20 protein-coding genes are annotated in these 22,980 nt (G+C 60.6%); 12 read left to right on the top strand and 8 right to left on the bottom strand.

Annotated features, from left to right (window positions below):
• Window positions 1-17 precede the first annotated feature (17 nt).
• Window positions 18-620 (top strand): LuxR C-terminal-related transcriptional regulator, encoded by a 603-nt coding sequence (locus TU82_RS20695; protein WP_057725081.1) that lies wholly within the window; start codon window positions 18-20, stop codon window positions 618-620.
• Window positions 621-766: 146 nt separating this feature from the next.
• Here TU82_RS20695 and sohB read toward each other — a convergent pair whose 3' ends face one another.
• On the bottom strand, window positions 767-1,792 hold the full coding sequence (gene sohB, locus TU82_RS20690; RefSeq protein ID WP_057725080.1) for a protease SohB: 1,026 nt from the start codon (window positions 1,790-1,792) through the stop codon (window positions 767-769).
• Between the two features lie 192 nt (window positions 1,793-1,984).
• On the opposite strand from sohB, the gene TU82_RS20685 reads away from it, so the two are divergent.
• Together TU82_RS20685 and TU82_RS20680 are read left to right on the top strand one after the other, a co-directional pair.
• A complete protein-coding gene (locus TU82_RS20685) occupies window positions 1,985-2,695 on the top strand; it encodes a histidine phosphatase family protein (RefSeq protein ID WP_057725079.1) in 711 nt (236 codons plus the stop codon).
• Between the two features lie 56 nt (window positions 2,696-2,751).
• Window positions 2,752-3,066 carry an SCP2 sterol-binding domain-containing protein gene (locus TU82_RS20680; RefSeq protein ID WP_057725078.1) on the top strand — a complete coding sequence of 105 codons (315 nt, stop codon included), beginning with the start codon at window positions 2,752-2,754 and terminating at the stop codon, window positions 3,064-3,066.
• Window positions 3,067-3,300: 234 nt separating this feature from the next.
• On the opposite strand, the gene TU82_RS28720 is transcribed toward TU82_RS20680, so the two are convergent.
• The 3 genes from TU82_RS28720 to TU82_RS20665 all read right to left on the bottom strand — a co-directional run bounded on the left by TU82_RS28720 (window position 3,301) and on the right by TU82_RS20665 (window position 8,169).
• Window positions 3,301-3,930, bottom strand: coding sequence for a hypothetical protein (locus tag TU82_RS28720; protein WP_057725077.1), 630 nt, complete (start codon window positions 3,928-3,930; stop codon window positions 3,301-3,303).
• 123 nt (window positions 3,931-4,053) lie between these two features.
• Window positions 4,054-6,690, bottom strand: a complete 2,637-nt coding sequence (locus TU82_RS20670; protein ID WP_057725076.1) for an MGH1-like glycoside hydrolase domain-containing protein — start codon at window positions 6,688-6,690, stop codon at window positions 4,054-4,056.
• A 69-nt stretch (window positions 6,691-6,759) separates the two neighbouring features.
• A complete protein-coding gene (locus TU82_RS20665; RefSeq protein ID WP_057725075.1) occupies window positions 6,760-8,169 on the bottom strand; it encodes an OprD family outer membrane porin in 1,410 nt (469 codons plus the stop codon).
• 288 nt (window positions 8,170-8,457) lie between these two features.
• On the opposite strand from TU82_RS20665, the gene hglS reads away from it, so the two are divergent.
• The 5 genes from hglS to TU82_RS29630 all read left to right on the top strand — a co-directional run bounded on the left by hglS (window position 8,458) and on the right by TU82_RS29630 (window position 12,466).
• Window positions 8,458-9,834, top strand: a complete 1,377-nt coding sequence (gene hglS / locus TU82_RS20660) for a 2-oxoadipate dioxygenase/decarboxylase HglS (RefSeq protein WP_057725074.1) — start codon at window positions 8,458-8,460, stop codon at window positions 9,832-9,834.
• 163 nt (window positions 9,835-9,997) lie between these two features.
• Window positions 9,998-10,393: a pyrroline-5-carboxylate reductase family protein gene (locus TU82_RS20655; protein ID WP_057725073.1), complete on the top strand. Its 396-nt coding sequence runs from the start codon at window positions 9,998-10,000 to the stop codon at window positions 10,391-10,393.
• A gap of 2 nt (window positions 10,394-10,395) precedes the next feature.
• Window positions 10,396-11,250 carry a methyltransferase gene (locus tag TU82_RS20650; RefSeq protein WP_057725072.1) on the top strand — a complete coding sequence of 285 codons (855 nt, stop codon included), beginning with the start codon at window positions 10,396-10,398 and terminating at the stop codon, window positions 11,248-11,250.
• A gap of 5 nt (window positions 11,251-11,255) precedes the next feature.
• Window positions 11,256-12,155 carry an EamA family transporter gene (locus tag TU82_RS20645; RefSeq protein ID WP_156421676.1) on the top strand — a complete coding sequence of 300 codons (900 nt, stop codon included), beginning with the start codon at window positions 11,256-11,258 and terminating at the stop codon, window positions 12,153-12,155.
• Window positions 12,152-12,466 carry an FAD-dependent oxidoreductase gene (locus TU82_RS29630; protein ID WP_082632048.1) on the top strand — a complete coding sequence of 105 codons (315 nt, stop codon included), beginning with the start codon at window positions 12,152-12,154 and terminating at the stop codon, window positions 12,464-12,466. The genes TU82_RS20645 and TU82_RS29630 overlap by 4 nt, the downstream gene beginning before the upstream one ends.
• A 205-nt stretch (window positions 12,467-12,671) precedes the next feature.
• On the opposite strand, the gene TU82_RS20635 is transcribed toward TU82_RS29630, so the two are convergent.
• Window positions 12,672-12,896, bottom strand: a complete 225-nt coding sequence (locus TU82_RS20635) for a DUF465 domain-containing protein (RefSeq protein WP_057725069.1) — start codon at window positions 12,894-12,896, stop codon at window positions 12,672-12,674.
• Between the two features lie 173 nt (window positions 12,897-13,069).
• Between TU82_RS20635 and tkt the strand changes: the two genes are divergently transcribed.
• On the top strand, window positions 13,070-15,127 hold the full coding sequence (gene tkt / locus TU82_RS20630) for a transketolase (protein ID WP_057725068.1): 2,058 nt from the start codon (window positions 13,070-13,072) through the stop codon (window positions 15,125-15,127).
• 55 nt (window positions 15,128-15,182) lie between these two features.
• Here the strand turns inward: tkt and TU82_RS20625 are convergent, their stop codons facing one another.
• The 3 genes from TU82_RS20625 to TU82_RS20615 all read right to left on the bottom strand — a co-directional run bounded on the left by TU82_RS20625 (window position 15,183) and on the right by TU82_RS20615 (window position 18,329).
• Window positions 15,183-15,977 carry a class II aldolase/adducin family protein gene (locus TU82_RS20625; RefSeq protein WP_057725067.1) on the bottom strand — a complete coding sequence of 265 codons (795 nt, stop codon included), beginning with the start codon at window positions 15,975-15,977 and terminating at the stop codon, window positions 15,183-15,185.
• 203 nt (window positions 15,978-16,180) lie between these two features.
• Entirely contained in the window at window positions 16,181-17,047 is an 867-nt protein-coding gene (locus tag TU82_RS20620) for a pirin family protein (protein WP_057725066.1), read from the bottom strand.
• A 76-nt stretch (window positions 17,048-17,123) separates the two neighbouring features.
• A complete protein-coding gene (locus TU82_RS20615; RefSeq protein ID WP_057725065.1) occupies window positions 17,124-18,329 on the bottom strand; it encodes a multidrug effflux MFS transporter in 1,206 nt (401 codons plus the stop codon).
• Window positions 18,330-18,430: 101 nt separating this feature from the next.
• Between TU82_RS20615 and TU82_RS20610 the strand changes: the two genes are divergently transcribed.
• The 3 genes from TU82_RS20610 to TU82_RS20600 form a co-directional block, all read left to right on the top strand.
• Window positions 18,431-19,537, top strand: coding sequence for an efflux RND transporter periplasmic adaptor subunit (locus tag TU82_RS20610; protein ID WP_057725064.1), 1,107 nt, complete (start codon window positions 18,431-18,433; stop codon window positions 19,535-19,537).
• A 2-nt stretch (window positions 19,538-19,539) separates the two neighbouring features.
• Complete coding sequence (locus tag TU82_RS20605; protein WP_057725063.1) at window positions 19,540-22,614, top strand: efflux RND transporter permease subunit; 3,075 nt, start codon at window positions 19,540-19,542, stop codon at window positions 22,612-22,614.
• 146 nt (window positions 22,615-22,760) lie between these two features.
• Window positions 22,761-22,980 (top strand): hypothetical protein (locus tag TU82_RS20600; protein ID WP_428838886.1); only part of this gene is annotated, 220 nt, incomplete at its 3' end.

Raw genomic sequence — 22,980 nt, 5'->3', positions numbered from 1 at the left:
CCAGCAAGGAGCTCACCATGAACGGCCGGATCATCATCGCCGACGACCACCCGATGTTTCGCGAAGCCATGGCGCGCACCGTGCAACGCCTGCTGCCCGAGGCCCGGTTACAGGAAGCCGGCGACCTGGATGCGGTGCGTGGGTTGCTGCTTGACCCAACCGACATCGACACCCTGATCCTCGACCTGCGCTTTCCCGGTCTGACCTGCATAAGCCAGCTCGCCGACTTGCGCCGGCAACTGCGGCGCACCACGTTGATCGTTGTATCGATGGTGGATGATCCGGCACTGATCGAACAGGTCATGGCCCTGGGCGTCGACGGCTTTATCGGCAAGAACATCGCCCCCGACGAGATCGGCCAGGCGCTGCTGGCGATCCGCAGCGGTGAAGTGCTGGTCAGGTTCGCGCCCTCCGGCCTGCTGCCGCTGGACACCCATACCCTCACCCCCCGCCAGCAGGACGTGCTGCGCCTGATTGCACAGGGCAAGACCAACAAGGAAATCGGCAAGGCGCTGGCTATCTCGCCGTTTACCGTGCGCATTCATGTGTCGTCGTTGCTGCGCAGCTTGAAGGTGACGTCGCGGGCGGCGGCGGCGGTAAAATATTCCGGGGTGCTCTAGGCGGTTGGTCAGTCGAACCGAGCCCGAATGTGGGAGGGGGCTTGCCCCCGATCGCGGTGGTTCAGCGACATAAATATTGGCTGATATACCGCTATCGGGAGCAAACCCCCCACCCACATGGGTTCACCGGTTTTTTCAGAAGTGGATTACCAGAACCGCTGCTGGGTCAGCCGGCTCCACCAAGTCAACAGCACCCGATCCACCGAACCACTGGCTGCCAGCCCTACACGCTCCTGCAGGCTCTTACGCTCGGCATAGTGCAGGTGGAACACCTCGGCGGTTTTGGCTTTGGTCGCCAGGTATTCGTCGCTGGTCTGCAGCTCATCGACCAATTGCTTGTCGAGGGCGGCCACACCCAACCACACTTCTCCGGTGGCGACTTCGTCAATCGCCAGCTGCGGGCGATAACGCGAAACGAAGTTCTTGAACAGCTGGTGAGTGATGTCCAGATCTTCCTGGAACTTTTCGCGGCCCTTCTCGGTGTTCTCGCCAAACACCGTCAGGGTGCGCTTGTACTCGCCGGCGGTCAGCACCTCGAAGTCGATATCGTGCTTTTTCAGCAGGCGGTTGACGTTGGGCAACTGCGCCACCACCCCAATGGAGCCGAGGATGGCGAACGGGGCGCTGATGATCTTCTCGCCGATGCACGCCATCATGTAGCCGCCGCTGGCCGCGACCTTGTCGATGCACACGGTCAACGGCACGCCCGCCTGGCGGATACGCGCCAGTTGCGACGACGCCAGGCCGTAGCTGTGCACCATGCCGCCGCCGCTTTCCAGGCGCAGCACCACTTCGTCCTTGGGGGTGGCCAGGCTCAGCAATGCAGTGATTTCATGGCGCAGGCTCTCGGTGGCCGAGGCCTTGATGTCACCGTCGAAATCCAGCACGAACACCCGCGGCTTGGCCTCGGGCTTGTGCTTGCCCTGCTTTTTGTCGGCCTTGCTTTCGGCTTTGCGCAGGGCCTTGAGCTGGTCCTTGTCGAGCAGGCTCGATTCCAGGCGCTCGCGCAGGCCCTTGTAGAAATCATTCAGCTTGCTGACCTGCAACTGGCCGGCGGCTTTACGACGCCCTTTGCTGCGCAGGGCCGCGAAGCTGATCAGCACCACCAGAATAGCGACCACCAGGGTGACGGTCTTCGCCAGAAAGCTCGCATATTCGGCCAAAAAATCCATATGTCTCCTTAAGAATGCACTGCGCCAGGCGCGGATGGCCCAGCATACCGGCGCCAATGCCCGCGGACCAGTGCCCAAACCGCCAGCAGCGCACCTCTAACGGGCTTTTAAAACAAGCGTATGTTTTTTCATTGACAGCTCGCAGGCATCCTCATAACCTCGCCAGACTTTCAACGTACCGGGAAAACGGACGTGGGCAGCATTTATCTGATTCGACATGGCCAGGCCTCCTTCGGTGCAGACGACTATGACGTCCTGTCGCCCGTCGGTGTGGAACAGGCCCAGGTACTCGGTCGCCACCTGGCCGACCTGGGGCTGACATTCGATCGCTGCCTGTCGGGTGATCTGCGCCGCCAGCAGCACACCGCCACCGCCGCGCTCGATCAATACAGCGCCCTCGGCCTGCCGGTGCCGCCCCTGGAAATCGACAGCGCATTCAATGAATTCGACGGCGAGGCAATCATTCGCGGCCTGCTCCCCGATCTGCTGGGCGCCGAACCCAACGCCATGCACGTCCTGCGCAACGGCGCGCAGAACCGCAGCGAATTCCAGCGCATCTTCGCCCTGATCATCGAGCGCTGGCTGACCGGCACCTACGACCCACCAGGGCTGGAAAGCTGGCGGGGGTTTGTCGAGCGCGTCGAGGCCGGCTTGCAGCGCATCCTTGAAGCCGCCGACAACTCCCACAGGATCGCCGTGTTCACCTCCGGCGGCACCATCACCGCCCTGCTCCACCTGATTACCCGAATGCCGGTCGCCCAGGCGTTCGAACTGAACTGGCAAATTGTTAACACCTCGCTCAACCAGCTGAAATTCCGTGGTCGCGAGGTGGCGCTGGCTTCCTTCAACAGTCATGCCCACTTGCAGCTGTTGAAGGCGCCGCAGCTCATCACTTTCCGATGAGCTGCGGCCAACCGTGACCCCAAGGTCACTGGACTCTACCCCAAAGGATCGAAACCATGACTGACGTAGCTAAAGCCGTAGAAGCAATGAAAGCCAAATTCAACCCAAGCGCTGCCGAAGGCCTGGACCTGGTATTCGGTTTCCGTATCGACGACACCAAGAACTTCTCGCTGGTGGTCAAGGACAAGACCTGCTCGCTGCAGGAAGGCGAAAACCCGGACGCCCAAGTGACCCTGGTCATGGACAGCGAAACCCTGGAAGGCATCGTCGACGGTTCCACCGACGGCATGCAGGCCTTCATGGGCGGCAAACTGCGCACCGAAGGCGACATGATGCTGGCGATGAAGCTGAGCGAGCTGTTCCCGGCCTGATAACGCCGCGCTCAAAAAAATCCCGCCTTCCGGCGTAATGCCGTTCAGTTAAGGTTTTTTGTAGGAGCGGGCTTGCTCGCGAAAAACTCACAGGCGCCGCGTTCAATCAGGAAGCACGCGTTATCGTTGACGTTTTTCGCGAGCAAGCTCGCTCCTACAGAGGGCGATATGCGCTTAACTGAACGGTATTACGCCTTCCGGCGGGATTTTTCATTTCTGGCCCAAGCCTCGTTATCAACGCCGAGCAGCGGCTTCGACTTTTTTAAACTGCGCCACTTCTTCTGGCGAACCCGGGTTGCCGTATTCATTGAGGAACCGCCAATGGCCAGGTCTCATCTTGAATTCGCCGCTCTCCACGTCCCGGCCAACCGTCACCATGTATTGATTGCGACCTACCCGCACATAGACTTTATAAAAGTCCACAGGTTGATCTTCAGCCATAAAAAGACTGTACGCGTATCGCGCACGACGAGTCAGGTCGGGCCACTGCTGCTCCAACACAGTGCTATCGCGTCCGGAATTACCCATGGCATCGATTGCGTCTACGCTTGCCTGAACCAACGCATCATTTTCATCAATGCCCAGAACCAAAGGTTTGATCCGGGTCATTTTGCGTTTCTCGTCGGCTTCTGCACCCATCTCCTTTTCGTCATCCGTCAGCGTCACTGCGTCAAGACGGTACATGCCGTTCTTGACCCATTTAGTCGCATCGGTCGCAAAGCCGACATCGCATGCCAGGCACATTGCCCTCAGCTCCTGCGCACCGGCGCTGCCAACCGGCAGGCAGGCGAGCAACGCAGCGGCACTGACCAGCAATGCGCCCAGCAGGTTGGCAGGGCTTGAAACGATGGCGCGGTTTGCCATGATCTACATCCTTGTAAGGGTAAGGCCGGCGAATCTACCTGACTCAAGCCTTTTGGTGGCGGGATTTTTTGCCTGCTATCTCGCAGGCAAGCCAGCTTCCACAGAAAAGCGAGTCAGTGCGGCTCAGCTTTTCGGCTGCAGCAACAATGCCACCAACGCACTCCACCCCGTCTGATGCGACGCCCCCAGGCCACGCCCGGTTTCGCCGTGGAAATACTCATGGAACAACACCAGATCGCGACTGGCCGGGTCCGCTTCCAATTGCGCATACCCCGCCATCGAAGGGCGCAGGCCATTTTCATCGCGTAGAACCAAGCGCGTGAGGCGCTGGCTGAGGCTGTTTGCCACTTCCTCAAGGGACGCCAGATAGCCGCTGCCCGTGGGGTACTCCACCGAGAAATTATCCGCGTAGTAGCGGTGAAACTCGCGCAGCGATTCGATCAGCATGTAGTTCACCGGCATCCACAACGGCCCGCGCCAATTGGAGTTGCCGCCGTACAAGCGTGAGTCGGACTCGCCGGGCTGGTAGCGCGCACACAGGGTGTCGCCGTTCATCTTCAGCGCCAGAGGGTGTTCGGCAAAGGCCTTGGATAACGAGCGCACGCCAAACGTCGACAGAAACTCATGATCATCGAGCATGCGCCGCAGCAGGTCCTTGGTGCGCTCGCCACGCAGCAAGGCGAGCAACAGGCGGTTGCCCTGCCCCGGTTCGTTCCAGCGCGACACCAGCTTGGCAAGGTCCGGCCGGTGTTTCATAAAACCCAGCAGTCGCTCACGCAGGCCTTGCAGCCCTTCGTGCTCGCGCTGTTCCAGCACCAACACGGCAAACAATGGCATCAGGCCGACGATGGAGCGCAGGCGCACCGGTTCGCTCTGGCCGTCCGGGCGGTGCAGCACATCGTAGAAGAACTGGTCCTGCTCATCCCACAAGCCTTCGGCGCTGTCGTCCACGCGGTTGATCGCGCCGGCGATGTACAGGAAGTGCTCAAAGAACTTCACCGCAATGTCCACGTACACGACATTGCGCTTGGCCAGCTCCAGCCCGATGCGCATCAGGTCCAGGGCGTACGCCGCGACCCATGCGGTGCCGTCGGCCTGGTCCAGTTGGTAACCCGCAGGCAGCGGGGCCGAGCGGTCGAACAAGGCAATATTGTCCAGGCCGAGGAACCCACCCTGGAACAGGTTGCGGCCCTCGGCGTCCTTACGGTTGACCCACCAGGAAAAATTCAGCAGCAGCTTGTGGAAAATCCGCTCCAAAAAGTCCATGTCGCCCACGCCGGTCAGCGCCTTGTCCTGCTGATACACGCGCCAACTGGCCCAGGCGTGTACCGGCGGGTTGGCGTCGTCGAAACGCCATTCATACGCAGGCAGCTGGCCATTGGGGTGCATAAAGCGATCTTTAACCAGCAACAATAACTGTTGCTTGGCATACCCCGGATCAATCAGCGCCATTGCCACGGCCTGGAAGCCCTGGTCCCAGGACGCGTACCACGGGTACTCCCAGGTATCGGGCATGGACAGAATGTCGAAGTTGGACAGGTGCCGCCAAAGGCTATTGCGCTTGTGCAGGCGCTCGGGCGGCGGCGCAGGCTGGGTCGGGTCGCCGTCGAGCCACTGGTTGACGTCGAAATAGTACAGCTGCTTGGACCACAACAAACCGGCCAGGGCCTGGCGCTGTACATTGCGTGCGTCGTCGTCGGCGATCCCGCGTTGCAGGGCCGCATAGAAGTCGTCGGCCTCCTGACGGCGTTGCTCGAACAGTTTGCGCGCGTTGACCTGGGGCGCGTTCGCAGGGGCAAAGCGCAGGTACAGGATTTTGCGCGCCTGCCCCGCCAGCTCCAGGCAGAACCGCGCGGCAACCTTGGTGCCTGAGTCATGGCGAATCGCGTCTTGAACACCGCCCACCACGTAGTCGTTGATGCCGTCCTTGAACGGCCCCGGTGCCGACGGTCCACCCAGCCTGGGGAGGTTGGTCTGGTTTTCGCAGAACAGCCATTCCACACCGTCCTGGCCCCAGGCGCTGAGATGGCGATCGTCCAGCTCATGGTGACGGGCCAGCACGCGGTCGCCGTCCAGGCTCAGGCCGGGCCTGGGCGCGTCGAAGGTCCAGCTCCAGTCATTACGTGCCCACAGCTGGGGCAGCACCTGCAGGCGCGTCGGTTGCTCCGAACGGTTGTGCACGGTGATGCGCATGAAAATATCGTCGGGTTGATGCTTGGCGTACTCAACGCTGACGTCGCAGTAGCGGTTGTCGTCGAACACACCGGTATCAAGGATTTCATACTCGGTGTCATCCAACCCGCGACGGGCGTTTTCTGCGATCAGGTCGGCGTAGGGAAACGCCGCATGGGGATATTTGTAGAGCATGCGCATGTAGGCATGGCTCGGCACGCCATCGACGAAAAAGTACAGCTCCTTGACGTCCTCCCCGTGATTGCCCTCGGTGTTGTCGAGGCCGAACAGGCGCTCCTTGAGGATCGCGTCGCGCTCATTCCATAGCGCCAGGCCCAGGCACCAGCGTTGCGCCTTGTCGCTGAAACCGGCCAGGCCATCCTCGCCCCAACGGTAGGCGCGGCTGCGTGCATGTTCATGGGGGAAATAGGCCCAGGCGTCGCCGTCGGCGCTGTAGTCCTCGCGCACGGTGCCCCATTGACGTTCACTCAGGTACGGTCCCCACTCGCGCCAGCGCTCGGCATCCGCCGTCGCCAGGCGCTGGCCTTCGAGGGTGTCGAGTATCGGGTGTGTGGGTGTGGCCGTCATTGAGTCCTCCATCGCCTGCCGGATGAGCAGCAGTGTAGAACCCAATGACGCCCGGATGCACATGAAGACTTAGAAGATGGCGTATGTGTAGTTGAAGATCAGGCGGGTCTGGTCCTGGTCGGCGGTGCCGGTGTTTTTGCCATGGTAGGTGCCGGTGCGCAAGGTGGTCCCAAAGCCTTTGAGAGGGCCGGCTTGCACCACGTAGTCCAGACGGAAATCGGTTTCGTTTTCTTTCTGATCAGGGCCACCAGCGACCTTGGATTTGATATCGCTGCCGTTGAGGTAGGCAACCGAGGCTTTCAGGCCCGGTACGTAGGCCTTGAAGTCATACGCATACTGGCCAAAGTTGACCTGCTCGCCGGCACGGGAGAACTGCCCGACCACCGCATCGGTAAACAGGTAGAAGTCGCTGCCACCGGCGCCCTGGGCGTGGGGATCGGCAAGGCTGCCCTGGTTGACCCACACAAAACCGCCGTCGTCACCCACGCCAATATGACCGAGCATCAGGCTGCTGCCGCCCAGTTGGTAGGTGAAGGCGGCGCTGTAGGTTTTGTTGTCCACCTCGTTGGCATGCCGGGCATAGCCGCCATTGTTGTTGAACTGGTAACCGCTCTCGCCGTTCTTGCCATCGCTGCGGCTGTCAAAGTAGCGCAGGTCGGTCTTGAAGGATTGGTCGTTGCCCAGCGGCAGCACATGGACCAGGCCCACGTAGTTCTGTTTGTAGAAGTCCTGCAGTTGCGCGTAGTAGTACTGCAACGTCAGGTTTTTCGCGACGACGTTGTCGGAAGCACCAAACGGCTTGTAGTCCACGCCGCCGAACTTGAAGCTGTCGCTGTCCCGTGTACCACCGGCCACGCTCAACCCCGTGGAGTTGCTGGAGGCGCGGCCCTCGACGCGATTCAACTCACCGCCGGTCAAGGTGACATTGGGGATGTCGTTGGAGGTAAGGATGCCGCCGTCAAAGGTCTGCGGCGCTACACGGCTGTCGTTGGAAACCAGGATCGGCAACACCGGCGCCAGGCCGCCGCCGACGTGCAACTCCGTCTGGGAGATACGAAATTTGACGTTACCCGCAGCGCGTCCGAAAGAATCGGCAGGCTCGGTGCCGTTGTTTCTGGTCGGGAAGAAGCTGTTGCCGTTGCCGGCAAGGCCCGGCCCTGCGGTATGCCCATCGCCGCCGTCCAGGCGCAAGGCACCGAAGGCCATGACGTCAAAGCCGACGCCCAGGGTGCCCTGGGTATAGCCTGATTTATAGTCAAAACGCAGCAGGGTCGCGGCTTCGCGCAGGTCGTTATTGCTGCCCGAGCGGTTGTCCGCGCTGTAGTACATGGTTCGCGAGCTGACGGCCGCATGGCTGTCTTCGAGAAAGCCGCTGTGCCCGTTGCCGGTGCCGAGCGAGCCAAGGCCGAAATCATCGGCGTAGGCCTGTTGTGCAAGTACGGCGGCGCCGATGGACAACGCCAGTGTAGAAATTTTCATTAACGACGGCCCCTGAATATTTTTTTATGTGAGCGATGTGCGAAACGACGTTTTCATCCCTGCAAACGTGACGATTCTTTCACGCCGGCCGGGGCGGGCTCCGTGAAGAATTAGTTAGGAAAAGCGCACGAATATGAAATTTCAGCGCGGCTGATTTTTGTCATATGCACGTCATCTCATTCATTTGCAGAATGAAGTCCAGAGGATTCTTCGTTTGCAAGCCGGCGTGGCGCTCAACAAAATCGGGAAACGGCCACTTTTATCATCACCGCCTTCAGGAATTTTTCTATGCCCGCCACTGCCCATGTCAGCCCCGACGAGATCCGCAAGGGCTTTTCCAGGGCCATGTCCGACATGTATCGGGATGAAGTTCCGTTGTACGGGTCGCTGCTGGAACTGGTGGCGCAGACCAATGCGCGGGTGCTGGAGGGCGACCAGGGCCTGGCCGAGCACCTGCGCCGCACCGGCGAGATCCAGCGCCTGGGCATGGAGCGCCACGGTGCGATCCGCCTGGGCACCGCCGCCGAACTGGCGACCATCAGCCGCCTGTTTGCCGTCATGGGCATGCAACCGGTGGGCTATTACGACCTGACACCCGCTGGCGTGCCGGTGCATTCAACCGCCTTTCGCGCCGTGCATGAGCAGTCGCTGCAAGCCAGCCCGTTTCGCGTGTTCACCTCGTTACTGCGCCTGGAACTGATCGAAAACCCCGCGTTGCGCAGCTTCGCCGAAACCGCCCTGGCCAAACGCTCGATCTTCACCCCCGGCGCCTTGGCATTGATCGAACAGGCCGAAACCGACAGCGGCCTCGATGCTGACGATGCCCAGGCTTTTATCCGCCAGGCGCTGGAGACCTTTCGCTGGCACCACAACGCCACCGTCACGGCCGAACAGTATCGGCAACTCAGCGACCAGCATCGCCTGATCGCCGACGTCGTGGCTTTCAAGGGCCCGCATATCAACCACCTCACCCCGCGCACCCTGGACATCGATCAGGTACAGGCCGCCATGCCCGCCCACGGCATCACCCCCAAGGCCGTGATTGAAGGCCCACCGCGACGCCATTGCCCGATCCTGCTGCGCCAGACCAGCTTCAAGGCGCTCGACGAACCCATTGCCTTTACCGATGCCCAGGGCAGCCACAGCGCGCGCTTCGGTGAAATCGAGCAACGCGGCGTCGCGCTTACGCCCAAGGGCCGCGCCCTGTACGACCAGTTGCTCAATGCCACCCGCGATGAACTCGGCGCGTTCCCCAACGAGGCCAATGCCGCGCGCTACGAGCAATTGATGGAGCAACACTTCCAGGCGTTCCCGGACAACCACGCGCAGATGCGCGAGCAAGGCCTGGCCTACTTTCGCTATTTCCCCAGCGCACAAGGCCTCGCGGCCCGCGGCCAGCCCGACCAGCCGCGCACGCTGCAGGCATTGCTCAGCGCAGGGCACGTGGAGGTGGAACCGCTGGTGTACGAGGACTTCCTGCCGGTAAGCGCAGCCGGGATCTTCCAGTCCAACCTGGGCGATACCGCGCAGAGCCACTATGCGGCCCATTCAAACAGGACAGAGTTCGAGCAGGCGCTGGGCCGCTGCACGCTTGACGAGTTGCAGCTGTATGGCGAGACGCAGCAGCGTTCCGTGGATGAGTGCATGAGAGTGCTGCTGGTATAAGACAGGATGTCCGCCCGGCTCCGGAGACTGGGCCGTTGAACCTGAAATCACCAGAAACGTCCTACATGATTTTAGGAAGCCAAAGATTTGATATAGATCCGATTCCGCACAAAGCTGACGTTTTAGCCAACCCAACAGCGTAATCGTGCCGGAGGGGATCATCATGTCAGCAACGATTATCGTTAACGAGCTTCTTTCGAAGCTTGGCAATTCGCTCGCAGTAAAAGATGAGACATTGCTCGACAGCGCCACCGCTCTGGTCGGGGGCGGTCCGGCTTATATAGCGTATTTTGCCGAAGCCTTCACTGAATACGCTGTAGCGGCTGGTTTCGACAGATCAAGCGCTGCCTCTATAACCCTGCAAATACTGCGCGGAAGTACGGCAACGTTAGAACAATGCAAGGAGCCAGCGATAAATTTATGTGAAAAGGTTATGACACCGGGGGGAACGACTGCCAGAGCAATTGATAACTTTAATCTTAAAGGAGTGCAAAACACCATTATAGAAGGTCTTAAAAAAGCCTGCGCTCGCTCGATAGAACTGGGACGGAGCAGATAGAGATGCAAGGGCTTATTGATCACGGACTGGCAGGAAAACACTACTTCGAATGTAATCAAGTGGAATATCCGGGTGACACGTATAAAATTTATTTTGGTTTGGGCCTACAGCTTGATTTAATACATTCACCCAACGTTTTTCAAGTAAGCCTCGCGGGCGTGAGGCTCGGCTGCTATTTGTTGCGCTCATTCAGTTCTAACAGAACAAACAACAGCTTCCTTGATATTGGCACAGGCAGTGGTATCCACGCATTATTGATACGCAAGCTTGGTGGCCACGACATCGTCGCCACGGATATTTCCGAACATGCCATTGAACAGGCAAAACTTCACGAGCTTTTAAACTTCAAACAACTCGCTATTTCTTTTTGTGCGAGTGACCTATTCAACAATCTTCCTGAAAGACAATTTGAAACAATCATCTTCAACCCGCCAGGCTGGCGAACCCCCTCTCCATCACTCACCCAGCGTTTGGAGATCATCGCGCAGACCGGGCAGTTGCCCATTCAAGCGATGTTCTATGGAGAAAAAGTCATCGCCCGCTTTCTCGATGATCTTCCGAGATACCTGGCGCCTTCGGGAAGGGCCATTGTAGGCCTCAATTCTTTAGTCGGAATTCGTGACGTATTGGATAGGTACAAGGAAACGCATCACGGCGCGCCCCCGTTGACTTATAGACTCATGGAACGCCATACGCTTCCACTCCTCTATTATTCTGATCAATGGCAGATGACAAGCACGCTTTTAAAAAGAGAATTCCAACATTGGGCGAATCATGATCTGGCAGCATACGCCACCGACAAAAATGGCACTATTTTCTGGTCTTACGAAATCATTGAATTTTATCATTCGACATAAAAATCATGAAAACACAGCGGGCCTCTTCCGCCACTGATTTTCCGGCGATTGTATTGTCTGGATTGGCAAATCTAATTCTAGGCGCATCCTCTCTTTATTGGAGAGCGCTTGGCGAAGTACCGCCCACGACACTAGTCGCTTATAGAGTCGCCTTGTCCTGCATTTTTCTCGCTGTGGTTCTTCTTTTTTTCCGACGTATCAGCCAGGCAAAGTACATCACAATAAAGCTGATAGCCCTGCACAGCATCGCCTCCCTTGTTATTGCCATCAATTGGGCGGCGTTTATAGGAGCTTCAATTAATGGCTATATTTTGGAAAGTGGAATTGGTTACTTATTAGCATCTTTCATATCCATTGCATTGGGAGCGATAATCTATCATGAGCCCCTGCCCCCCGCCAAAATTACTTCTATCGGGGTCGCATTCAGCGCGATATTAATTCTAATAATTCTCAGCGAAAACCTTAGCCACTGGACCTACTTATCAATTGCCACAACATGGGGAGCTTACACCTACTTTAAAAAAAGCACACCTTTAAACGCAGTGACCGGATTATTCCTGGAGACTTTTTTTCTGAGCGGCTGTTTGACAGTCGCCATCTGGCTTTTTGACTATCCTGTTATAGGGCCAGGCGAACTGTCAACCTGCACGACTCCGCTTATTTGGCTGGCCGGTGTTATATCAGTCACGCCGCTCTTGATGTTTTCGTTCGCCACCGGAAAAATACCATTATCTTTCACAGGATTTTTGCAGTTCATTCTCCCATTGACACTACTGACCATTGGCTTTTTCATCAATGGAAACTCCATTCCCGCTTTTTCTCTTACGTTAATCATCTCTACCACGGGCCTGTTAGTCGGCCTTCTGGCCTACGACACGGTAGCTAGCCGCTCGCCAAAAAAATGAGGAGTACCAACATGAGAAACGCTTACGACGTTATCGTGATTGGCCTTGGAATTATGGGGGCGGCTGCGCTATGGCGGGTTGCCGCGAAGCGCTCGCCCATATACGCAAAAAACTGCTTCTACACGCTGAGTCCTGATGACTCATTTCTGATTGGGGAGTCCCGAGCGTTGAGATCAACTTATTTCGCATCCGCATGCTCGGGGCACGGATTCAAATTTGCGCCTGCGATCGGTGACGCCCTTGCCAACATGGCAGTTGGACAACAGCCCCATGTGTCCTTAGCGGCGTTTTCGGCCGAGCGATTTTACTAAGTACAGCCCGAACCCGGGATGTCCACCCGGCTCAACAACGCAATCCTTGCGCCGCAAAAAGCCCCAGAGCCGGGTGGACGGGGCGCATCATAAGGAGTGAGGTTGAGCTTGTCCCTCAAACAATTCTGAAAAAATCTGCACATTCGCGTGCAACAGACGGGTGTGGCGAGGGAACTTGCCCCTCACCACCAGCTGCCGGTTTTGCTTAACCCAACTTCGCGACAATTTCATCTTTGATCAACAACCGTTTCTTCTTCAGCTTTTCCACCTCTTCATCGCTGGCACTGGCCGATTCCGCCTTCAACACCTCGCCGTCGGCAACGTCGTATTGCGTGAGCAGCGAGTCCAGCCGCTTGTCCCCTGCCCTGCGCTCGTGAACAACTTCCTTGCTCAACCCCAAGTCCTGATACAGGTCGTGTTTCACTGGCATGACTTACCTCCACAGTTGATCAATGGCCTACCCCTTGAAGCTAGCCCATTCCCAGGGGGCTTGTCATGTTCGAGGTCAATGTGGCCCCGTTCGTCGCAACCACGGCAATGCAATCAAACCTTTGCCCTGCCCTGCCCTCCACTGTAGATCGCCACTCGAGGGAGACCGGTTACATGAATCACACCGCCACTGCCGCCGACACGCAATGCATCAACACGATTCGCACCCTGGCCATGGATGCCGTGCAGAAGGCCAACTCGGGCCACCCCGGCACGCCCATGGGCCTGGCGCCGGTGGGTTATACGTTGTGGAGTCGTTTCCTGCGTTATCACCCGGAGCATCCCGACTGGCCCAACCGTGACCGCTTTGTGTTATCGGTGGGGCATGCGTCGATGCTGCTGTATTCGCTGCTGCACCTGGCCGGCGTGGTGGAGATTGATGCCCACGGCAAGCGCTCCGGGGAGCCGGCGGTGAGCCTGGACGACATCAAGCAGTTCCGCCAGATGAGTTCCAAGACACCGGGGCACCCCGAGTACCGCATGACCACCGGCGTGGAAACCACCACCGGCCCCCTGGGCCAGGGCTGCGCCAACAGCGTCGGCATGGCCATGGCCGAGCGTTGGCTGGCCAAGCGGTTCAACCGCGACGGCCAGGTGCTGTTCGATTACGACGTCTACACCCTGTGCGGTGACGGCGACATGATGGAAGGCATCAGCAGTGAAGCGGCGTCGATGGCCGGGCATTTGCGGCTCGACAACCTGTGCTGGATCTACGACAACAACACCATCAGCATCGAGGGTCACACCGAGCTGGCCTTCAGTGAAGATGTGATCAAGCGCTTCCAGGCGTATGGCTGGCACACCGTACATGTCACCGATGCCAATGATCTGCAGGCGCTGAGCGTGGCACTGCAAACCTTCAAGGCCAATACCGGCGCACCGACCCTGATTGTGGTCGACAGCGTGATCGGCTACGGCTCGCCGCACAAACACAACACCGCCGCCGCCCATGGCGAGCCGTTGGGTGAAGACGAAATTCGCCTGACCAAAGCCGCCTATGGCTGGCCACAGGACGCCAGTTTCCTGGTGCCCGACGAGGCGCGCGCAACGTTGCGCGATGCACTCGTTGAGCGTGCCGAGCCGCTGTTTGCCGAGTGGAACCAGACCCTGGCCTCCCTCGACCCGCAGCGCGCCGATGAGCTGCAACGCATGCGCGCCGGGGAAATGCCCGAGCAGTGGCAGGCTGACTTGCCGAACTTTGCGGCCGATGCCAAGGGCGTCGCCAGCCGAGCGTCAGGCGGCGAGGTGCTGAACGCCTTCGCGCAACATATCCCCTGGTTGCTGGGCGGCTCTGCGGATCTGTCGCCGTCGACCAAGACCAACCTTACCTTCGACGGCGCGGGGCGTTTCAGTGCCGACGACTACAGCGGGCGCAACCTGCACTTCGGTATTCGCGAGCATGCCATGGGCGCGATTGCCAACGGCATGGCACTGTCCTACCTGCGACCGTACACCTCGACGTTCCTGGTCTTCAGCGACTACATGAAACCGCCGATCCGGCTGGCGGCGATCATGGAGCTGCCAGTGATATTCGTGTTTACTCACGACTCCATCGGCGTGGGTGAAGACGGCCCGACGCATCAACCCATCGAGCATCTGACCCAACTGCGCGCCACCCCGGGCCTGCTGACCCTGCGCCCAGGCGATGCGAATGAAACCCTTGAGTTATGGAAGGTGGCACTGGCGCAAACCCATCGGCCGAGCTGTGTCGTGCTGTCGCGCCAGCCGCTGCCGACCCTGGACCGTAGCCGCTACGCGTCGGCCGCGGGTGCGGCCAAAGGCGCCTATGTGTTGGCCGGCGCGGACAAACCCGAGGTGATCCTGATCGCCACCGGCAGTGAAGTCAGCCTGGCGGTCGCGGCCTACGAACAACTCACGGGCGAAGGCATCGCCGCGCAGGTGGTGTCGATGCCCAGCTGGGAACTGTTTGAAGACCAGGACCAGGCCTATCGCGACAGCGTCTTGCCGCCGAGCGTGAAGGCTCGGGTGGTGGTGGAGCAGGCCGGCCCTCTGGGCTGGGACCGCTACGTCGGACAGGCCGGCGCCAAAGTGGTGATGAACAGCTTTGGCGCGTCGGCGCCCCTGGCGAAGTTGCAGGAAAAGTTCGGCTTTACGCTGGAAAACGTGGTGGGGTTGGCCAAGCAGCAAATCCAGCACAACCGGCCTGAATAGACCGCATCAATGCGCAGGGGGCTTGCTCCCTGCTGCATCTGCGCGTGGCTGGGGCTCAGTTTTTATAGTCGGTGTCGGTGCGCTCCAACTGCCGAATCAACGCATTCCAATGCCGCGTCACCCCAGGCCCTTCCCCACTGCTGAAGACCTTGGCCTGCTGCTCGACCCTGGCCACCACTTCAGCGGGTGGAAACACCAACGCCGCATTCCCGCCCGCCTGCGCCGCGATCTGAATAGTGCATGCCCGCTCAAGCCCCTGCAGTTGTTGAAACGCATGCTCCACGCTGACGCCCGCCGTCAACAGCCCGTGGTTACGCAGGATCATCACACTTTTGTCGCCCAGGTCCGCCACCAACCGTTCGCGCTCGTCCAGGTCCAACGCCACCCCTTCGTAGCCGTGATAGGCCACGCGACCGGAAAACGCGATGGAATGCTGGGAGATCGGCAGCAACCCGTCCTTCTGCGCAGACACCGCAATACCGTCGCGGGTATGGGTGTGCAGCACCGCTTGCAGGTCGTGGCGCGCGCCGTGGATGGCACTGTGGATCACGTAACCGGCGTAGTTGATGCCAAGCCCGGTGGGGTCGTCGATCAGGGTGCCGTCGATGTCGACCTTGACCAGGTTGGAGGCGCTGATTTCATCGAACAGCAGCCCGAAAGCATTGATCAGGAAATGCTCCTCAGGCCCGGGTACACGGGCGGAGAAGTGCGTGTAGATATGATCGGTCCACTTGTACAGGGCCGCCAGGCGATAGGCGGCGGCCAGTTTGACGCGCACTTCCCATTCCTCTGGCGTGACGCGTTGGCGAACGGTATTGGCGACGCTGGATAGCGAGGTAACGCTGCTCATGGCAAAACTTCCTGAATGGCCTTAAGGACTTCCAGGCCAGCCTAGGGGATGCTCAAAAATAATAAAAAGCACATTTTAATCTAAGCTAATTATTATTAATTTTCATAACACCACGACAGCGACACAAGACCAATGTGGGAGGGGGCTTGCTCCGCTATCGGGAGCAAGCCCCTCCCACAGGGTTTGCGTCAGGCTTCAGGCATTCAGGCCTGCATCCGCCCGAATTTGCCTGATTGGAAGTCGGCAAAGGCCTGATGGATCTCCTGCTCGGTGTTCATCACGAACGGGCCATGGCCGACGATGGGCTCGTCGATCGGTTCACCGCTGAGCAGCAGCACCTTGGCGTCGTCGTTGGACTCAAGGATGATGCGGTCGCCGTCACGCTCGAACAACGCCAACTGCCCCTGACGCGCGACGTCCTCGCCATTGACCTGCACGGTTCCGCTCAGGATGACCAGCGCGGTGTTGCGCCCGGCATGCAAGTCCAGCGTCACGGCCTTACCGGCATTCAGGCGCAAGTCCCACACATCGATCGGCGTAAAGGTCCGCGCCGGACCCCGGGTGTCGGCGAACTCCCCGGCGATCAGGCGCAGTTGCCCCGCGTCGCCCGCCAGCGGCAACACCGGGATGTCGCCATCAACGATGGTCTGGTAGCCGGCCTCGGCCATTTTGTCCTTGGCCGGCAGGTTGACCCACAACTGCACCATCTCCAGCGCCCCGCCTGTGCGGGCAAAGGCTGCGGAGTGAAATTCCTCATGGAGAATGCCCTTGGCCGCGGTCATCCATTGCACGTCGCCCGGGCCGATTTTGCCGCCGGCACCGGTGGAATCGCGGTGCTCGACTTCGCCGTCATAGACGATGGTCACCGTTTCAAAGCCGCGATGCGGGTGCTGGCCGACGCCACGACGCTGTTCAGTCGGGGTGAATTCGGCCGGGCCGGCGTGGTCCAGCAACAGGAATGGGCTGATGTGTTTGCCCATGGTGTCGTAGGAAAACAACGTGCGCACCGGAAAGCCGTCGCCGACCCAATGGGCGCGGGGGCTGGTGTAGAGACCGATCAGTTTTTTCATGGTGTACCTCCAAAGTGCAGACACCATAAGTCCCCAGGCCGCAGAGCACTAGCCGGCGAAAGCGGCCCTGATCGTCCTACGTATAGGACAGTGCTTTGGGCGCGCGCTGACGCAACAGGTGGAAGGCGACGAAGGCCGCAACGGCAAAAGCGGCCTGGATGACGATCATCGGCGTGGCGCTGCCATCGCGTAGCTGGCTCAGCAGCACGCCGCTGCAAGTGGCCCCGAACATCTGCGCGAACCCCATCAACCCGGCCGCCAATCCGGCACGATGGGCGTTAGGCATCACCCCGCCCGTGACCGCGCCGGGCAGCACCAGCCCGCCGCCGAGCGTGGCCAGGGCTATCGGAATATCCAGGCCCACCACGGAGAGCCCGAACAGCGCATAAATCAGCAGTGCCAATACCCCGCCGGCGGCCACCAGCGTCACACCCATGGTCACTATCCGCTGCGGCCCGAGGCGCAGGATATTGCGCCGGGTATAGGTGGAACCGACGATCAGCATCGACACGATCAGGCCGAAGTTGATGCCGTACTCCAGGCTGCTCAGGCCCAGCAGGTTGATAAACACCGCCGACGAACCGGCAATCACCGCAAACATGGCGCCGTAGGTACAGGCCAGGGCCACAGCGTAGGCGCGGTATGGGCGGCCCTTGAGCAAATCCAGGTATTGCCCGCCAAGGGTGCGCCAGTGCGCGGCCTTGGGGTCGAGGTAAGGGTTGCTCTCGCGAAAGAACAGCACCGCCAGCAGCAGCACGACGCTGCCGATGACCAGGGCGAGGATGATCGGCGCGTGCCAGCCGAACAGCTTGATCAGCAACCCGCCCGCCATCGGCGCCACGACGATGGCATAGAGCATGCCGATCATGGTCAGCGCCAGGGCCGGGCCCGCCGCGGCTTTCCACACATCACGCACCACGGTGCGCGCCAGCACCAGCGCGGCGCACGCCCCCAGGCCTTGCAGTACGCGGGCGGCGATAAATTGCTGGATGTCAGCCACCAACAGCATCGACAGCGTCGCCAGCACATACAGCGTCAGGCCGGCGAGCAATACCGGGCGGCGACCGATACGGTCCGACAGCGGCCCGAACAGCAACTGCCCCAGGCCGAATGCCCCAACAAACGCCGACAACGCCATCAACGCCGAGCCTGCCGGCGCCGCCAGCGCCTGCTCGATGGCACCCAGGCCTGGGATGATCAATTGCGTCGACACTTCACCCAGCGCCGTCAGGGCAACCAGTAAAAACAACAAGTGACGCGAGGGTGCCGGGGCGTTTGCCATGGGGAATATCCGGGGGGCTGGATTAATTTATATTTCGACCATAATATGGGCAAAAAATTATGTCCATAATTTTTTATCCCATGGTCATCCAGGAGTCCGTCATGTCCCCTCTGCACCTGCGCCTTTTTACGCCCCTGGTGGTGTTGATGTTCCTCAGTGGCTGCAACAGCCAGGCCGACAGCGCCGCCCAGGTCGCGCCGCCGCGTCCGGTGCTGGCCGTCAAGGTCGAGGCTGGCGGCACCCAGCAAAGCGCCTATACCGGTGTGGTGGCCGCACGCACTGAAAGCAACCTGGGCTTTCGGGTCAGCGGCAAGGTGATCGAGCGCAAGGTCGATCCCGGCCAGCATGTCTCCCGTGGCGACACGCTGCTGGTGCTGGATATCGGCGACTTCGAACTGGCGTTGCGCTCGGCGAAAAACCGCGTCAACGCTGCGCAGGCACAGTTGCGCCAGCGCCGTGACGACGAAAACCGCTACCAGCGCCTGGCCAGCACCGGCGCGGTGTCGCGGCAGATCTTCGACCAGTCGGCGACCAACCTGCGCGTTGCCGAAGCGGAACTGGCGGCGGCGCAATCGGATGCCAGCCAGATCGAAAACCGTCGCACCTATTCGGTACTCAAGGCCGATGGCGACGGCATCATCACCGACGTGCTGGCTGATCGCGGCCAGGTGGTCGCCGAAGGCCAGATCGTGGCGCGCCTGGCCCATGACGGCGCCCGCGAAGCCATCGTCAACCTGCCGGAACAGCAACGCGTCCGTGCCGCGCAAAACGCCCTGGCCTTCCCCTTCGGCGCCCCGGACCAGGCCGTTACCGCCACCCTGCGCGAGCTGTCCGCCAGCGCCGACCCCACCACCCGCACCTACCGCGCGCGCTATGTGCTGCACGGCGCGGTCGAGCGTTTCGCCCTCGGCTCCACCATTACCGTGCGCTTGCAAGGTGACGGCCAGGCCCAGCAAACCCGTGTGCCCATCGGCGCATTGCAGGATGCGGGGCAAGGCACCGGCGTGTGGCTGATCGCTGATGACAACACGATCAGCTTCGCCCCGGTGAAAGTCGCCAGTCTCGGCCAGGAAGAGGCCCTGCTCGACAGCGGCGTCACCCCCGGTCAAACCATCGTCGCCCTCGGCGCTCACCTGCTGCACAGCGGTGACCGGGTACGCCTGCTGCCCGCCCAGGCGCTGGCCCTCGACCGCAAACAGGACCAATGAACATGCGTGCAATCAACCTCTCGGAACTGGCGGTCAAGCACCGCGCCGTCACGCTGTTCCTGATCATCGCGATCATCGCCGCCGGGATCTTCGCGTTCGGCAAACTGGGGCGCGCCGAAGATCCGTCGTTTACCGTCAAGGTCATGACCATCACCGCCGCCTGGCCCGGGGCCACCGCCGAGGAAATGCAGGAACAGGTGGCCGATCGCCTGGAAAAGCGTCTGCAGGAGCTGGATTACTACGACCGCGTCGAGACCATCGCCCAGCCGGGTTTCGTCTCGATGCGCATGACCTTCCTCGAGTCCACGCGGCCGAGCGAGATACAGGACCTGTTCTACCAGACCCGTAAAAAGCTCAGCGACGAAGCCGCCAACCTGCCCAAGGGCGTGATCGGGCCGTTTTTCAACGATGAATATTCGGATGTGTACTTTGCGCTGTACGCCCTGGAGGCCGAACACCTGCCCCATCGCCAGCAGGTGCAAATGGCCGAAGCGCTGCGCCAGGGCCTGCTCAATCTGCCGGGGGTGAAGAAGGTCAATATCCTCGGCGAACAGGCCCAGCGTGTGTTTGTCGAGTTTTCCTATGAACGCCTGGCGACCCTGGGCATCAAGCCCGAACAGATCTTCGCCGCCCTCGCCGCGCAAAATGCCGTGGCGCCTTCGGGCTTCGTCGAAACCGCCGGTGCCCGCGCCTACATCCGAATTGATGGCGCCTTCGACAGCCTGGCGCTGATCGAGAACGTACCCCTGCAAGTCAATGGCCGCGTGCTGCGCATCGCCGATGTGGCGACGGTTCGCCGTGGCTATGAAGACCCGCCCAGCTACCGCATCCGCCACCAGGGCGATCCGGCGCTGATGCTCGGGGTGATCATGGAAAAGCACTGGAACGGCCTGGAGCTGGACAAGCGCCTGCAGGCCGAGGAAGCCCGGATCCAGGCCGACCTGCCCCTGGGCGTGAATTTCGCCAAGGTGTCCGACCAGGCGAAGAACATCAGCCTGGCGGTGAACGAGTTCATGCTCAAGTTCTTCGTCGCCCTGGCCGTGGTGATGCTGATCAGCTTGCTGGCCCTGGGCTTTCGTGTGGGGCTGGTAGTGGCGGCGGCGGTGCCGCTGACCCTGTCAATCGTGTTCGTGATCATGCTGGTCACCGGGCGTGAATTCGACCGCGTCACCCTCGGCGCCCTGATCATTTCCCTGGGCCTGCTGGTGGACGACGCAATCATCGCCATCGAGATGATGGTGGTGAAACTCGAAGAGGGTTTCGACCGCATCCATGCGGCCACCTACGCCTGGAGCTCCACGGCGGCGCCCATGCTGACCGGCACGCTGGTGACGATCATCGGCTTTCTACCCGTGGGGTTCGCGCGCTCCGGTGCCGGCGAGTACGCCGGGAATATCTTCTGGATCGTGGGCTTTGCCCTGATTTCATCCTGGTTGGTGGCGGTGGTATTCACGCCCTATCTGGGCGTGAAGCTGTTGCCGCAGATCAAACCGGTGCCCGGCGGGCATGATGCGATTTACGCCGGGCGCTACTACCAGAAACTGCGCAGCCTGGTGCAGGCCTGCGTGCGTGGACGCTGGCTGGTGACCGCGCTGGTGGTGGCGGCGTTTGTGCTGAGCGGCCTGGGCATGGCGGTGGTGAAGAAACAATTCTTCCCCGACTCCGACCGTTCCGAGCTGATCCTGGAGGTGTACATGCCTCCCGGCAGTGCCTTCAAAAGCACTGAAGCGGTGGCGGCGCAGGTAGAGAAAGCCTTGCTGCAGGAGCCGCAGACGAGCCTGGTCGACACCTACGTAGGCGGCGGCGCTCCGCGCTTTTTCCTGTCGTTGAACCCTGAGATGCCGGACCCGGCGTTCGCCAAGTTGATCGTGCAAACCCCGGATTCCCACGCCCGCGATGCATTGAAAGTACGCATGCGCGAACGCATCGCCGCCGGTGAGTTTCCAGCGGCGCGGGTGCGCGTCACGCAATTGGTGTTCGGCCCGCCGGTGCCGTTCCCGGTGGTGTTCCGTGTGTCCGGGCCGGACCTGGACGTGCTGCGCGGGCTGTCCGAGCAGGTACGTCAAGTGGTGGCCGGCAACAGGCTGACCCGCGACGCCTTCCTCGAGTGGGGCGAGCGCGCCAGCGGTTATCGCCTGGTGCTGGACCAGGATCGCCTGCGCCTGCTGGGCTTTACCCCCGACGAGGTCAAGTCCCAGCTCAACGCCCTGCTCAGCGGCAACCCGATCACCGAAGTGCGTGAAGGCAACCGCACGGTGTCGGTGGTGGCCCGCGCCCAGGGCAGCCAGCGCGAAGACCTCGGCAACCTCAACAACATGACCCTGACCAACAGCGCCGGCACCTCGGTACCGCTGGCCCAGGTCGGGCAGTTCCAGGCGGTGATGGAAGAACCGATCCTCAAGCGCCGCAACCGCGCCACCACCGTGGAAGTGCGCGCCGACATCATCGACGGCGTACAACCGCCCGATGTGGAAATGGCCGTGTACAAGGACCTGCAGCCGCTGATCGCCAAGCTGCCTGCCGGTTACCACATTGATATCGGCGGCCCGGTGGAAGAAAGCGCCAAGGCCAACGTCGCCCTGGCGGCGCTGTTCCCGATCATGATCCTGCTGACCCTCACGGTGATCATGTTCCAGGTGCGCTCCTTCGGCGTGATGCTGATGGTGTTCGCCACCGCGCCGCTGGGCCTGATTGGCGCGGTGCCGACCTTGCTGCTGTTCAACCAGCCGTTCGGCTTCAACGCGATTCTCGGACTGATCGGCATCGGCGGGATTCTGATGCGCAACACGCTGATCTTCACCGACCAGATTCGCCAGAACCAGGACCACGGCATGCCCATACGCGAAGCCATTATCGAAGCCACCGTGCGTCGCGCGCGGCCGGTGATCCTCACCGCACTGGCGGCGGCACTGGCCTTTATTCCGCTGACGCTGTCGGTGTTCTGGTCATCGCTGGCCTATGTGCTGATCGGCGGGGTGCTGGTGGGCACGGTGTTGACGTTGCTGTTTCTGCCGGCGCTGTGCAGCCTGGTGCTGCGCGACAGGGTTGTTGAAACTTCCCACGTAACTGCCGGATAAGCTCTACTCCCCTGCCCCGCAAACCGCTGCAAAGTCCTTCGCCTGATCATTCAGTGCGAGGGATTGCAGATGGTTCTTTTCGTTAGAGCCCCGATTATCGGGGCTGTGTTGTGACTCCGGCGCTGGCCAGCTTCGTCCTGGCGCCCATGGACCCCGAAGCGCCGGATATTGAACGCGTCCTGCGGGATCTGCGCAATTGCCTGAGCACGTTCGACGCGTGGGCCGACAGCTTTTTCAGTGGCTCGGCACTGAAAGTCGAGCAGGTGTTCAAGGTCGGGGACGAGGTCGCACTGGTTGCGCCGATCTCTTCCGACACGCCCAGTCGCACCGTCGCTCAATGCAAGGCCCAGGGTGGGCTGACCCTGG

This window comes from Pseudomonas orientalis (assembly GCF_001439815.1).
Lineage (GTDB): Bacteria > Pseudomonadota > Gammaproteobacteria > Pseudomonadales > Pseudomonadaceae > Aquipseudomonas > Aquipseudomonas orientalis.
This window is presented reverse-complemented; position numbering and strand designations above follow the sequence as displayed.